The following is a 13,295-nucleotide window of genomic DNA, read 5'->3' on the forward strand; positions in this document are numbered from 1 at the left end:
ATTGATGGCTGAAATCATAAAAAACCATGAGATTAAGAGCTTTTTTGGGACTCATTGAACGTTTTCTAAGAAAATCAAGGGATCAAACGATTATTTTCCCTCTGTTATGGCCCCAAAAAACCATTTTGATCAAAAAATTACCAGAAATTGCTTTTTTCCTAGTTTTCTCTATAGACCTTACCTTTAAGTCGATCTATAGTATGGATGGTCTTGATGAAGAGCCAAATGAAAATGGCCTTTAAAAGATTCCAATCAAATTGTTTCGCGCTGTATTGGCTTAGCCCTATCCGGGCCCTTATAGATAGAGCATACCTTGAACACATTGCTCGTTTTTTTGGTGCCGAGTAGCTGATACATTGTTAGATACTTCCAGACACAGATTAGTCTGGCTTAATGAAGAGCCTTTTTAATCCTGTCAATTTTCCTCAAATGAGCTAGTACAAACCCGTTTATGAACCTTACCGAATTAAAACAGAAATCAGTACACGAACTTTTAGAAATCGCATCAGAAATGGGCCTAGACAACATGGCTCGTTCACGTAAACAAGATGTTATTTTTTCCATCCTTAAGCGTCATGCGAAAAGTGGGGAAGACATCTATGGCGATGGTATCCTTGAAATTTTACAAGATGGCTTTGGTTTCCTTCGATCGCCAGATTGTTCTTACCTAGCTGGCCCAGACGATATTTACGTTTCGCCAAGCCAGATACGTCGATTTAATCTTCGTACAGGTGACACCATTGCGGGGAAAATTCGTCCACCTAAGGACGGCGAGCGCTATTTCGCCCTTCTAAAAGTAAACGAAATTAATTTCGACAAGCCAGACAGTGTTCGCAACAAAATCTTATTTGAGAACTTAACCCCTCTTTTTGCTGATGACCGTTTGGTCATGGAAGCAGGCAATGGTTCAACCGAAGACGTTACCTCACGTATCATTGATCTCGTGGCACCAATGGGTAAAGGTCAACGCGCCTTAGTGGTATCGCCACCTAAAGCCGGTAAAACCTTCATGCTGCAAAACATTGCGAATTCCATTACTCGCAATAACCCTGAATGTCACTTGATCGTTCTATTGATCGATGAACGTCCAGAGGAAGTGACCGAGATGTCTCGTACTGTTCGCGGCGAAGTTGTTGCTTCCACCTTCGATGAGCCACCAGCACGTCACGTTCAAGTGGCTGAAATGGTTATCGAAAAAGCCAAACGCTTGGTTGAGCACAAAAAAGACGTGGTCATTTTGCTAGACTCCATTACGCGTTTAGCTCGTGCTTACAACACTGTCATCCCTTCTTCCGGTAAAGTCTTAACTGGTGGTGTGGATGCCAACGCCCTTGAACGTCCAAAACGTTTCTTCGGTGCGGCCCGTAACGTTGAAGAAGGTGGTAGCTTAACCATCATAGCTACGGCGCTGGTTGACACTGGATCGAAAATGGACGAAGTCATCTTCGAAGAATTTAAAGGTACAGGTAACTCTGAACTTCACCTTGACCGTAAGATTGCTGAGAAACGTACTTTCCCAGCCATCAACATTCGCCGCTCAGGAACTCGTCGTGAAGACCTACTGACATCAGAAGATGAACTGCAACGCATGTGGATTCTTCGTAAACTACTTAATCCAATGGAAGACATTGCCGCCACCGAGTTCCTCATTGATCGACTTCGAGTCACCAAGACCAATGACCAATTCTTCGAGTCAATGAAAGGCAAGAATAAGTAAGTCTATACACAACCTGAAAAACCACTTTTTAAAAGTGGTTTTTTTTCCATTCTAGAAAGCATAACTGACATTTGTCTTTTGGCTGACAAATGCGCGACGGAGTAACAACATGAATGAAGTGACCGCCAAGGTAAAGGCTGTTGAACTGGTTAATAAAGATGTTTATCAAGTCACACTGGAAATGGAGTCTTTTTCCTTTATCGCGGGTCAATATGTCATGATCCAACTGCCAACGGGTGAGCAAGTTCCTTATTCCATCGGCAGTGCTCCTGGTGAATTACCACTATTGACGTTGTACATTCTTGTTTCCGATCCAGATTCTCTTGCTCACAAGGTAATAGAACATCTTAGCCAATCCTCAGAAGTCCGTTTAAAAGCGCCAGGTGGAGACTGTCACTTAGAAAAAGAGACATTAAACCTGTCCTCCGAGCACATTTTACTCATTGCAGGCGGTACCGGATTTGCCCAAGTAAAAAGTCTATTCAGTGACCTAGTCGCGCGTCGCTTTCAAGGAAAAATATCGTTTTATTGGGGCGTTAGAACGCAACAAGACACCTTTGCAGACGCCTGGTTAGAAAGCGCGAAGCAACATGAAAACGTCTCTGTGAATCTTGTGGTCAATGATGACTCTGATGAATGGACCGGCCGCACTGGCTGGCTGTATGAAGCCATTTTGGCAGATCATCCAGATCTAACAAACAGCCTGGCTTTCATCAGCGGCTCAGTCGGTATGGTCTATGGCACATTAGACCAGCTTGAAATAAAAGGCCTGAAAGAGAATAATTGCTTTTCAGATGTCTTCGCTTATGCGCCAAGACCTGAAAAGCCACAACTTTAATATCGTCGCTACTGAGACGACAATACATTAGAAAGACAAAAACAAAAAAGAGAAGCCCATGGCTTCTCTTTTTTTATGGCATAGAAAAAACGACGGCTTACGCTATCACAGACTGCCAAAGAACCAAAATCTGCTGCTGGTCAGCCTCTGACACACCCTCTGATTCGAGCGTTTCCTTCAAAGTGCCTTCAAAGGCAAAGTCGAATTCATCTGCCCCCTCTCCTTCTACACTGCTGTGCAAGCCCAGTAAACCTAATAAATAAGCACAGTAAAAAAGTTGATCCCCTTCCTCTGCTTGGTGCTCAAGTTCACGCAATTTATCGCACAACTGATCTGCCCGATCGGCAAATGTTACTGACATAATCTTTCTCTACTTTTTCGACTGATACAAAAAAGCTGGGCCACATTCCCAGCTTTTTAATGCAATTAAAACCTTCTTATGGTTCTAATTGCAACGTTGACAAGGTACGTTCACGAATCGTCAATAATAAATCCGTATTATCAACCAATGACTCACCGTACGAAGGCACCATCTGCTTCATTTTTGCTTGCCATTCAGCGCCATTTAGACGATCAGCAAAGCAACGCTCAAGAATCCCTATCATGGTGTTTACCGTAGTGGAAGCACCTGGTGAAGCGCCAAGCAAAGCGGCTAAAGAGCCATCCTCTGCCACAATTGCTTCGGTACCAAACTCCAATTTGCCAGCACCACTTTCGTCTTTCTTAATAATCTGAACTCGCTGGCCCGCATACGCCAACTCCCAATCTTCATCTTTTGCATCTGGGTAAAATTGACGCAAAGAATCACAACGGTCTTTATGCGACTGCATCACTTCACTGATCAAATAACGAGTCAGATCCATGTTGTTCTTGCCAACACTCAACATAGGTTTAATGTTGTTAAAGCGAATACTCTTCGGCAAGTCCATGAATGAGCCAGTTTTTAAAAATTTGGTCGTAAACCCAGCAAAAGGTCCAAACAGAATGGCCTTCTTACCATCAATGATACGTGTATCCAAATGTGGAACCGACATAGGAGGAGCACCGATAGGGGCCGCACCATACACTTTCGCATAATGCTGCTCGACCAATTCTGGTTTGTCACAAACAAGCCATTGACCACTAACCGGAAAACCACCATAACCATCGCTTTCTTTGATGTCGGATTTTTGCAGTAATGGCAATGCGCCGCCACCCGCACCTAAAAAGACGAATTTAGAGTCTACGACTCTTTCCGTACCATTCACATCCAAAGTGACCTTCCAGCGACCATCTGCTCCTTGCTCTAGGTCTGTTACTTCACTTTTTAAACTGAGTTCAAACTGATCAGAGCCTTCCAGCAACTGACTCATGTGACGAGCAATGGCACCAAAATTCACGTCCGTACCATGTTCAATACGAGTCGCGGCAAGCGGCTCATCCGAACCGCGATTTTGCATTATCAATGGCATCCATTGAGCCAAAGTGTCGCGGTCTTCCGTGTACTGCATTTCTTTAAACGCAGGGTGTGCACTCATAGCTTGATGACGTGCTTTTAGCATTTTTACATTACGCTCACCCCAAACAAAACTCTGATGAGGTACGCGATTAATAAATTCCTTAGGCGCTGGCATTAATCCTTGCTCAACAAGGTAAGACCAGAACTGCAGGCTCACTTCAAAAGCGGCATTGATGTTGACCGCTTTATCTATGTTGACTGAGCCATCTGAATTTTCTGAGGTGTAATTTAATTCGCAATACGCTGCATGCCCAGTCCCTGCATTGTTCCAACCATCCGTACTTTCTTTTGCGACACTGTCTAAACGCTCCACCATCAAGATGGACAGATTAGGATCAAGTTGTTTTAGCAATACGCCGAGAGTGGTGCTCATAGCACCGCCGCCGACGAGTAAAACGTCTACTAAATTTGAAGTCATAAAATTTCGCCGTGTCATACCCAATTGTAAAGTTGAGACTGATTTAGAAAGGGGGCTTTTGGCCAGCAGCTAGTTATTATTAGAGGAGGTACTGCAATACTTTCTTCTCGGTTCCTCAGAATACTTTCATTTGCATTGGCAAGCAGCTAGATTAAAAAATAAACAAGCTATCAAGAATTCTAAGTGGATAGGAGGTGATTATACGGATTTTGTCACCAATGTCTTGATACCTTAGTCTAAGTTTGTAGATATATTCACATTTCGAGCAACACGATCCATGACATTTTATTGACTTTAGCGACATGAAATAGGATTTTTAAGACATTAACAAAAAACTTGCTTGGATTTTGCATCTATAATTAATTCATAATATTCGTTATCACTGCACGAAATTCAATTTTCACTGGCATGGAGACTTAAGCAATGAAAGCCCAAGACATCATGGTGAGCAATGTTATCTGTGTCGATATGGATGAAAGAGTACCTGAAGTGAAAAATCTGTTACAGCAACATGGCTTTCATCATCTACCGGTTACCGAGAATGACCGTCTTGTCGGCATCATTTCAGACCGAGATATATTACGCTTGGTAAGCCCTTTTATCGACAGCGTTTCAGAACAAGCAAGGGACATAGATACTTTAAATCGTGCCGCTCATCAGATCATGACGCGTCAGCCCATTCGCGTGAAAGCCGACACACCAGTTACGGAAATTCTGACTTGGTTAAAGAAAGTCGATATTTCGTGCGTCCCAGTCGTTGATGAGGAAGATCATGTGATCGGCATCATCACTTGGCGAGATTTGGTCAATCACGCCAAGTTCTGATCATTGTCGAAACACAAACCTAATGGGTTTGCGCTTGATCCCCTAGCATGTCAACGAGGTCTGTTTCTTTGAATTCATATTGCTCTGCACAGAATTGGCAGTCGACCTTAATCACGCTCTGCTCGATCAAAAGCTGGCGAATTTCCTCGGTCCCTAACGACATCACCGCATCCAACATACGTTGACGAGAACAAGAACAACCAAACTGCATCTGTTTCGAATCGTACATGCGTACTTCTTCTTCGTGATACAAACGATGCAGTAATGTCTCAGTTTCCAACCCCAATAGCTCGTCCTCTGACACAGTTGATGCAAGGTGCGTAAAGCGATCCCAAGCATCTTTGTCACCCGCTTTGGCTTGCTCTTGCGGCAATCGCTGTAAGAACAAACCACCACATTGAGATCCGTTCGCGGCTAACCAAACCCGACTTGGTAACTGTTCAGATTGCAAGAAATACTGCTCTAGACATTCTGCTAAGGTATCACCAACCACTTCCACAATACCCTGATAACGCTGACCATTACGTGGCTGAATGGTAATCACCAAATAGCCTCCGGCCAGCAATTCTTTCAGCGACAGAGTATCTGGTACGGTTTGCTCCTCATCCCATTGCACAATGCCGCGCAAATTTTGAAATTCATCACATTCCGTCATTAAAGTAGAAAGGAAACCATTACCTTTAGCTTGCATGGATAAAACACCATCAATTTTAATAATGTCACGTAGCAAAGCAATGGCAGCGACAAATTCGCCCAACAGTTTTTCCAATGGTAAAGGGTATTCTTTACGTTGAATGATTTCTTGGTAGGCGCTGTTCAATAACACTCGTTCTCCACGAACATTAGTGTGATCAAACGAAAAGCGCTGAATCTCATTCACAGATAAATTATTCACAAAAAGCACCTTCTCAGCTCAAAGCTGATGATAAAATTCATAACATAGATGCGCGCCATTTTACCCTTGCGCAAAGCAATCATCCACTTTAAAACAGCGTAACCACCACCTTTGCTATTTCGTTTCTTATTAGGGCGCTCTAAAATACCCCCACACAGACATTAGTCCTCGTTTTTTGAGGTAAGAGACAGTTCGCTTATATGATTCAATTCACCGAAGTCAGTTTACAACGTGGTACGCAATTCTTATTGGAAGAAGCTGACCTAACCATATTTGAAGGCCAGAAAGTCGGTCTTATCGGCGCCAATGGTGCCGGTAAATCTTCTCTGTTTGCCATGATCAAAGGCGAGTTACAAGCGGACACAGGCGAAGTCATCTTGCCGGGCCAACGTCGTATTGCGTTTATGGCGCAAGAAGTTGAGGAAACACAACGATCCGCATTGGATTACTGTCTTGATGGCGACGACAACCTCAGAAAAATACAAGCGAACATCCTCAAAGCCGAAACCACTGGGGATAATCATGCGCATGCCTCTTGGCTCGCGGAATTTGAAACCGCGCAAGGCTACACAGCAGAATCTCGCGCCGAGACATTGCTGCAAGGTCTCGGCTTTAAAATGTCAGACATGCACAAACCTGTGTCGGATTTCTCCGGTGGTTGGCGTATTCGACTAAACCTAGCCAAAGCGTTAATGTGCCCTTCTGATGTTTTACTGCTTGATGAGCCTACCAACCACCTAGACTTAGACGCCGTCATGTGGCTGGAAAACTGGCTACGTCAGTATCCAGGCACCCTATTGCTGATTTCCCATGACCGAGACTTCATCGATAGCATATGTAGCCACATTGTGCACCTATACCAGAAGAAGCTGACGCTTTATAAAGGTAACTATTCAGACTACGAGCGCCAACGAGCGGAGCATCTTGCCCAACAACAAGCCAACTATGAAAAACAACAAACTAAGCGAGCCCACTTACAACAATATGTGGATCGCTTTCGCTACAAAGCGGACAAAGCTAAGCAGGCCCAAAGCCGCTTAAAAATGTTGGAAAAAATGGAACTCATCGGGCCTGCGCACATTGATTCCCAGTTCGAATTCAGCATCCCAGTAGCCGAAAAGACCTCTCAACAATTGATTAACCTGATTCAGGCAAATCTGGGGTATACATCAGAACAACAGGTTCAAACACAACAACTTGGCAACACAAACTTCGCCATCCGTGATGGTCAGCGTATTGGCTTACTCGGCCCGAATGGGGCAGGTAAATCGACCTTGATCAAATCCATTGTTGGAGAAATCCCACTCTTATCGGGTGACAGAGTCACAGGCGAAAACCTAGCCATTGGTTATTTCTCACAACACCAACTTAGTGCGCTGGATTTGGAAGCCTCCCCTGTCTTGCACATACAAAGACTGTCGCCCAAAGTATTAGAAAGCGATATTCGCCGCTACCTGGGTGGCTTTGGGTTTATTGGGGATGATGCATTGCGCGCCGTGAAAGGCTTTTCTGGAGGCGAAAAAGCTCGTCTGGCCTTGTCGTTAATCGCTTGGACTAAACCCAATCTACTTATTCTGGATGAGCCGACTAACCACTTGGATTTGGAAATGCGCCAAGCCTTAACGGAAGCCTTACAAGCCTTTCCAGGGGCTATTTTACTGGTCTCCCACGATCGTCATTTATTAAACAGTACCGTGGACGAATTCTATTTGGTCGCTGACCACCAGATTCAGGCTTTTGATGGTGATCTTGCGGCGTATCATGCCTGGCTACAAGCTCGACAAGCCCAATCGTTAAGAGAAGAAAAAGGTGAGCAGGAAGTCAAAGTGGACAAGGTGGATCGCAAAGAAGAGCGACGTAAAGCCGCGGAACTTCGTGAGAAGCTACGACCACTTCGCAAACAAATAGAACAGCATGAAAAAGCCGTACAAATAGCGCAAAGCAAGCTGGATGTTATTTCTGAGAAAATGGCCGATTCCAGCCTGTATGAAGCAAGTCAAAAAGACACTCTACAAGCCTTACTCAGCGACGAGGCACAATGGAAGAAATCGTTAGAAGAAAGCGAAGAAGCTTGGTTTGAAGCACAAGAAGAACTAGAAGCAGCGGAAGCGGAACTCCAATAAACCGCTAATAGAGTAAATAATAGGGTAAAGTCTCTCGAATTGCCTAATAGCAAGGCTTTCCCCATTACTCTGTCTTATTATTGTCATATAACTAACGTACATTCCTACACTGCGAAAAGGAGATATGTGGATGACCTTTCCATACACTCGTATGCGCCGCATGCGTAAGCACGATTTTTCTCGTCGTTTGATGCGCGAGCATCGACTCACTGCAGACGATCTAATCTACCCAATGTTCATTCTTGAAGGGGAACAAGTCCGTGAAGCGGTTCCTTCAATGCCAAACATTGAACGTGTCTCAATTGATTTCCTGTTAGAAGAAGCCAAAGAACTGGTTGAGCTCGGCATTCCAACTGTGGCGTTATTTCCGGTCATCGCGGCAGATAAAAAGTCTCTACTCGCCGAAGAAGCTTACAACCCAGATGGTCTCGTTCAACGAGCCGTTCGTGCGCTAAAACAGGCCTTCCCAGAGCTTGGCGTCTTAACCGATGTGGCACTTGATCCTTACACCACACATGGACAAGACGGCATCATAGACGATGACGGCTATGTATTGAATGACGTCACCGTAGACACGCTTGTAAAGCAAGCCTTGTCTCATGCTCAAGCTGGCGCTGATGTGGTCGCTCCTTCAGACATGATGGACGGTAGAATTGGTGAAATCCGTGAAGAACTAGAAACAGAAGGCTTTATTAACACCTTGATCATGGCGTATGCCGCAAAGTACGCATCGGCTTACTATGGTCCATTCCGTGACGCAATTGGTTCCAGCGGCAATCTTGGTAAAGGGAACAAGTTTACCTATCAGATTGATCCGGCAAACTCTAATGAAGCCATCCGAGAAGTCATGTTGGATCTAGACGAAGGGGCCGACATGGTGATGGTGAAACCAGGGTTACCCTACTTGGACATAGTTCGTCGTGTTAAAAGTGAATTAGAAGTACCTACCTTTGCCTATCAGGTCAGCGGTGAGTACGCCATGCACATGGCCGCTTTTGAAAAAGGCTGGTTGGATAAAGACTCTGTGATGATGGAGTCTCTGCTGGCGTTTAAGCGCGCGGGGGCAGACGGCATATTAACCTATTTCGCAAAAGACGCAGCACGCCTGCTGAAAGGTTAAGGAAGGTACGGACTGATTCCTACTTTCCTTTATTTCGTAAATATTGAAATAAAACCAGAGAAGCTGGTGACCAGCAGGCGGCATTGGTGTAATTTGTTTATGGCTGCCTTCAATAATTGAAGGCAGCAAAGACAAGGAATGCCAACAACATATAAAGGTATTTGGAGAGAATAGAAGCACATGTCTGAGCAGCCTGTTAACGAAGTTGAAAAAAAGGACGTTCCTACCGCACCACCAGTGGAACTGGATGCAGAATTGGTGCTTGAACCGATTCCAGAGCAACCACAAGACCCGACCAAGATGGCCATTGAGGAACGCTTACCAGAAGAAATTGATCTGGGCGATCCTGAACTGTATTTCAACCGAGAGTTAAGTCACTTGCAATTCAACGCCCGCGTGCTTGAACAGGCCATGGATGAAAACCACCCGATTCTCAACCGTTTGATGTTTTTGTGTATTTTCAGTTCCAATATGGACGAATTCTTCGAGATTCGTGTTGCAGGCTTAAAGAGCCAGCTGGAATACAGTCGTGAGAAAAACGGCCCTGATGGCATGCATCCAAAGAAGGTTCTGAACCTAATCAGTGAGCATGCCCACAAATTGGTTCGTCGCCAATACCGTATACTCAATGACATCATCTTCCCTAAGTTAGCCGAAGAGAATGTGCAATTTATTCGTCGTACTCTTTGGACAGACAAACAATCCAACTGGGTACGTCGCTACTTTCGAGACAATGTACTGCCTATTATCAGCCCAATTGGCTTAGACCCAGCCCACCCTTTTCCTAGACTGGCGAACAAAACCTTTAACTTTGTGGTTGAACTGGAAGGGCGAGATGCCTTTGGTCGTGAAAACGGGCTGGCCATTGTACCGGCACCAAGCTCCTTACCGCGTCTGGTAAAATTGCCTGATGATGTAAGTGAAGGCGGTGAAAACATGGTCTTCTTGTCTTCGATTATTCACGCTCACGCCGACCAATTATTTCCAGGCATGACAGTCAAAGGTTGTTACCAATTCCGACTCACCCGTAATGCCGATTTAGAAGTGGATTCTGATGACATTGGTGTGGATTTAGCAGGGGCGCTTCGCACCGAATTACAAAGTCGCCATTATGGTAGTTCGGTTCGACTTGAGATTGCAGAAAACTGCCCAGACCATATTGTCACCTCCCTACTCAAGCAATTTGACCTTGAGCAGCAAGATTTATATCAAATTGACGGACCAGTGAACCTAAGTCGTTTAATGGCCGTATTAGAGTTAGTCGATCGTCCTGATTTGATGTACTCCCCATTCTCTCCTGGCTTACCTAGAAAGCTGGCGAGCGCAGGTGGACTATTTGAAGCAATTCGTCAGCGCGACTATTTACTAATGCACCCGTTCGAAAGCTTTTCGCCTGTTATCGATTTATTAAGCGAAGCCGCGAAAGACCCGAACGTGGTCGCAATACGTCAAACCCTTTACCGCACTGGCGCTCGCTCTCCTATCGCTAACGCCTTAGTCGAAGCGGCTCGAAATGGTAAGGAAGTGACTGTGGTTATTGAGCTCCGTGCTCGCTTTGATGAAGCGGAAAACCTAGCCTTAGCCAGTCGACTTCAAGACGCGGGGGCCATTGTTGTTTATGGGGTAGTACGTCATAAAACCCATGCTAAAATGATTTTGATCGTGCGTCGTGAAGGCAATAACCTTACTCGTTATGTACACCTAGGTACAGGTAACTATCACGCAGGTAACGCAAGGCTGTACACGGATTACAGCTTCATGACCTGCAACAAGGAAATCGGGGACGACGTACATCGAGTCTTCCAGCAACTGACCGGAATGAGTAAAGAGCTGAAGGTGAAAAAACTTCTGCATGCCCCTTTCACTCTCCGTAACCGTCTGCTGGAAATGATTGATCGCGAAGCGAAAAATGCGAAAAATGGCGATCCATCTCGCATCATTATCAAGGTCAACTCTCTGACCGAGCAAAAGCTCGTACAGGCTTTATACAAGGCCTCACAAGCTGGCGTTAAAATTGATTTGATTGTACGTGGTATTTGTACTCTTCGTCCGGGCATTAAGGGCATCTCCTCGAATATCCGAGTGCGCAGTATTATTGGCCGCTTTTTAGAACATACTCGTGTTTACTACTTCTATAATAATCGTAACCCTGAAGTGTATTTATCCAGTGCCGATGGCATGGATCGAAACCTCAATAACCGAATTGAAGTGGCGTTTCCGTTACAGGATTACAAACAAGTACGTCGAGTGAAGAAAGAGCTGGAATATTACTTAACAGACAATACGCAAAGTTGGATTTTGCAAAGTGACGGTTCCTATCAGCTGTCGAAACCAAGAAAAGGCGAATATCGCAGTGCACAACGCGCCCTATTAAGCGAACTCGCAGACAACACACGACAAAGCTAACTTTTTTGCTATCCGCTAAAACAAAAAAACCAGTTCAATGAACTGGTTTTTTTTCGTCTTACCGATTGCTTAAGCGAGGTTTTCTGGCCCAAATGAAAAAGGCAATAACTCATCCATTGTCAGAGACTTACGAACCCCTTCTGGCCCACAAATGTGGATCATGGTGTCGGTGGAAGAAAACTCGCGAATACGCTGGCGACAACCGCCGCAAGGTGTCACTAATGCTTCGCCTTCGCCCATGACGTAGATTTCTTTAATCTGCGTCTGACCATCACGGACCATAGCAGCAATCGCCCCAGCTTCCGCACAAGTACCTTCAGGGTAAGAAGCATTTTCCACATTACAGCCTGAATACAGCTCCCCAGACACCGTCAGAATCGCCGCACCGACAGTAAAATGTGAATACGGCACATAAGCTTGGCTCATCGCGTTTTTAGCAAGATCAAACAACTGCTTGCTTTGTTTTGCATCCGGCATATTAAGCTCGCTCTTTCACATAGGGTCGGCCTACCGCTTTTGGACCCACCGCTTTACCGATGAAACCAGCAAGCAGTAATACGGTTAAAACGTAAGGCAAGACTTCAATAGCCTGAACTGGAACTTCACCAATACCAGGTAACACCACGCCTTGCATGCGAACCGCAACGGCATCGAGGAAACCAAATAACAAACAGGCAAACAACACAGGTACTGGACGCCATTTACCAAAGATCAACGCCGCCAAGGCCATATAACCTTTACCAGCACTCATGTCTTTTAAGAAGCCAGCATTATGCGCTGTTGATAAATAGGCCCCAGCCAAGCCACACAAAATGCCACATACAATCAAGGCTCTATAACGAATGAAGGCGACCGATATACCAGCTGTATCCACCGCATGAGGGTTTTCACCTACGGCTCGTAAACGCAAACCAAAGCGAGTTTTATAAATCACCCAAAACGTCATTGGCACCATAGCAAAGGCTAAATACACCAAAATATTATGACCACTTAACAGTTCAGAGTAGATCAAACCAATCACGGGCACATCCGCTAAAGCATCTGCAAACGGCAAAGTAATGGATAAGAAACGGGCATCACCTGACAAGGTCGGTGTTTGTCCACCCATACCAAACCAGTCCATCGACAAGGTCACCGTTAAACCAGCTACAATGGTATTGATCGCCACACCAGAAACAATGTGATCACCACGGTGAGTAATACAGGCAAAACCATGGACCATCGCCAACGAAACGGACGCCATGATACCAAAACATAAACCAATCCAAGCGGAGCCAAAAATAGCGGCGCCAGCGGCAGCGGCAAAGGCGCTGCCCAAAATTTTACCTTCCAGACCTATGTCTACGATGCCTGCTCGCTCAGAATACAAACCAGCCAAAGCCGCAAAAATCAGTGGCGTCGATACTCGCATGGTCGCGTCTAACATAAGTATTAATGTTTCAAACATATTGGTTC

12 protein-coding genes are annotated in these 13,295 nt (G+C 45.1%); 7 read left to right on the plus strand and 5 right to left on the minus strand.

The genetic code is table 11. From position 1 onward, the window contains the following. Positions 1-44: 44 nt before the first annotated feature. The 3 genes from MAR181_RS15335 (at position 45) to MAR181_RS15345 (ending at position 2,555) form a co-directional block, all read left to right on the plus strand. Positions 45-242, plus strand: coding sequence for a hypothetical protein (locus MAR181_RS15335; RefSeq protein ID WP_041651397.1), 198 nt, complete (start codon positions 45-47; stop codon positions 240-242). Between the two features lie 209 nt (positions 243-451). After that, a complete protein-coding gene (gene rho / locus MAR181_RS15340; RefSeq protein WP_013797514.1) occupies positions 452-1,717 on the plus strand; it encodes a transcription termination factor Rho in 1,266 nt (421 codons plus the stop codon). Positions 1,718-1,826: 109 nt separating this feature from the next. Next, positions 1,827-2,555 (plus strand): NAD(P)H-flavin reductase, encoded by a 729-nt coding sequence (locus MAR181_RS15345; protein ID WP_013797515.1) that lies wholly within the window; start codon positions 1,827-1,829, stop codon positions 2,553-2,555. Between the two features lie 97 nt (positions 2,556-2,652). On the opposite strand, the gene MAR181_RS15350 is transcribed toward MAR181_RS15345, so the two are convergent. Both MAR181_RS15350 and mqo read right to left on the minus strand, forming a co-directional pair. After that, a complete protein-coding gene (locus tag MAR181_RS15350) occupies positions 2,653-2,916 on the minus strand; it encodes a YfcL family protein (protein ID WP_013797516.1) in 264 nt (87 codons plus the stop codon). 76 nt (positions 2,917-2,992) lie between these two features. Continuing rightward, positions 2,993-4,489, minus strand: coding sequence for a malate dehydrogenase (quinone) (gene mqo / locus MAR181_RS15355; RefSeq protein WP_281001991.1), 1,497 nt, complete (start codon positions 4,487-4,489; stop codon positions 2,993-2,995). Positions 4,490-4,894: 405 nt separating this feature from the next. On the opposite strand from mqo, the gene MAR181_RS15360 reads away from it, so the two are divergent. Continuing rightward, positions 4,895-5,296, plus strand: a complete 402-nt coding sequence (locus MAR181_RS15360) for a CBS domain-containing protein (protein ID WP_013797518.1) — start codon at positions 4,895-4,897, stop codon at positions 5,294-5,296. A gap of 19 nt (positions 5,297-5,315) precedes the next feature. On the opposite strand, the gene hslO is transcribed toward MAR181_RS15360, so the two are convergent. Beyond that, positions 5,316-6,191: an Hsp33 family molecular chaperone HslO gene (hslO, locus tag MAR181_RS15365; RefSeq protein WP_013797519.1), complete on the minus strand. Its 876-nt coding sequence runs from the start codon at positions 6,189-6,191 to the stop codon at positions 5,316-5,318. Positions 6,192-6,391: 200 nt separating this feature from the next. On the opposite strand from hslO, the gene MAR181_RS15370 reads away from it, so the two are divergent. The 3 genes from MAR181_RS15370 (at position 6,392) to ppk1 (ending at position 11,840) form a co-directional block, all read left to right on the plus strand. Beyond that, the gene (locus tag MAR181_RS15370; protein ID WP_013797520.1) at positions 6,392-8,314 is read left to right on the plus strand and encodes an ABC-F family ATP-binding cassette domain-containing protein; all 1,923 of its coding nucleotides are present in this window, start codon (positions 6,392-6,394) and stop codon (positions 8,312-8,314) included. Between the two features lie 130 nt (positions 8,315-8,444). Further along, positions 8,445-9,434, plus strand: a complete 990-nt coding sequence (gene hemB, locus MAR181_RS15375) for a porphobilinogen synthase (RefSeq protein ID WP_013797521.1) — start codon at positions 8,445-8,447, stop codon at positions 9,432-9,434. Positions 9,435-9,614: 180 nt separating this feature from the next. Further along, on the plus strand, positions 9,615-11,840 hold the full coding sequence (gene ppk1, locus MAR181_RS15380; protein WP_013797522.1) for a polyphosphate kinase 1: 2,226 nt from the start codon (positions 9,615-9,617) through the stop codon (positions 11,838-11,840). A gap of 69 nt (positions 11,841-11,909) precedes the next feature. Here ppk1 and MAR181_RS15385 read toward each other — a convergent pair whose 3' ends face one another. Beyond that, entirely contained in the window at positions 11,910-12,317 is a 408-nt protein-coding gene (locus MAR181_RS15385) for a cytidine deaminase (protein ID WP_013797523.1), read from the minus strand. Position 12,318: 1 nt separating this feature from the next. Next, positions 12,319-13,287, minus strand: a complete 969-nt coding sequence (locus MAR181_RS15390) for an ABC transporter permease (RefSeq protein WP_013797524.1) — start codon at positions 13,285-13,287, stop codon at positions 12,319-12,321. Between the last annotated feature and the right edge of the window lie 8 nt (positions 13,288-13,295).

It is taken from the genome of Marinomonas posidonica IVIA-Po-181 (genome assembly GCF_000214215.1).
Taxonomy (GTDB): domain Bacteria; phylum Pseudomonadota; class Gammaproteobacteria; order Pseudomonadales; family Marinomonadaceae; genus Marinomonas; species Marinomonas posidonica.

Excerpts from the sequence above, each read along its gene's own strand:
- rho (WP_013797514.1), top strand. The coding sequence starts at position 452 with ATGAACCTTACCGAATTAAAACAGAAATCAGTACACGAACTTTTAGAA.
- MAR181_RS15345 (WP_013797515.1), top strand. The coding sequence starts at position 1,827 with ATGAATGAAGTGACCGCCAAGGTAAAGGCTGTTGAACTGGTTAATAAA.
- MAR181_RS15350 (WP_013797516.1), bottom strand. The coding sequence starts at position 2,916 with ATGTCAGTAACATTTGCCGATCGGGCAGATCAGTTGTGCGATAAATTG.
- mqo (WP_281001991.1), bottom strand. The coding sequence starts at position 4,489 with ATGACACGGCGAAATTTTATGACTTCAAATTTAGTAGACGTTTTACTC.
- MAR181_RS15360 (WP_013797518.1), top strand. The coding sequence starts at position 4,895 with ATGAAAGCCCAAGACATCATGGTGAGCAATGTTATCTGTGTCGATATG.
- MAR181_RS15370 (WP_013797520.1), top strand. The coding sequence starts at position 6,392 with ATGATTCAATTCACCGAAGTCAGTTTACAACGTGGTACGCAATTCTTA.
- hemB (WP_013797521.1), top strand. The coding sequence starts at position 8,445 with ATGACCTTTCCATACACTCGTATGCGCCGCATGCGTAAGCACGATTTT.
- ppk1 (WP_013797522.1), top strand. The coding sequence starts at position 9,615 with ATGTCTGAGCAGCCTGTTAACGAAGTTGAAAAAAAGGACGTTCCTACC.
- MAR181_RS15385 (WP_013797523.1), bottom strand. The coding sequence starts at position 12,317 with ATGCCGGATGCAAAACAAAGCAAGCAGTTGTTTGATCTTGCTAAAAAC.
- MAR181_RS15390 (WP_013797524.1), bottom strand. The coding sequence starts at position 13,287 with ATGTTTGAAACATTAATACTTATGTTAGACGCGACCATGCGAGTATCG.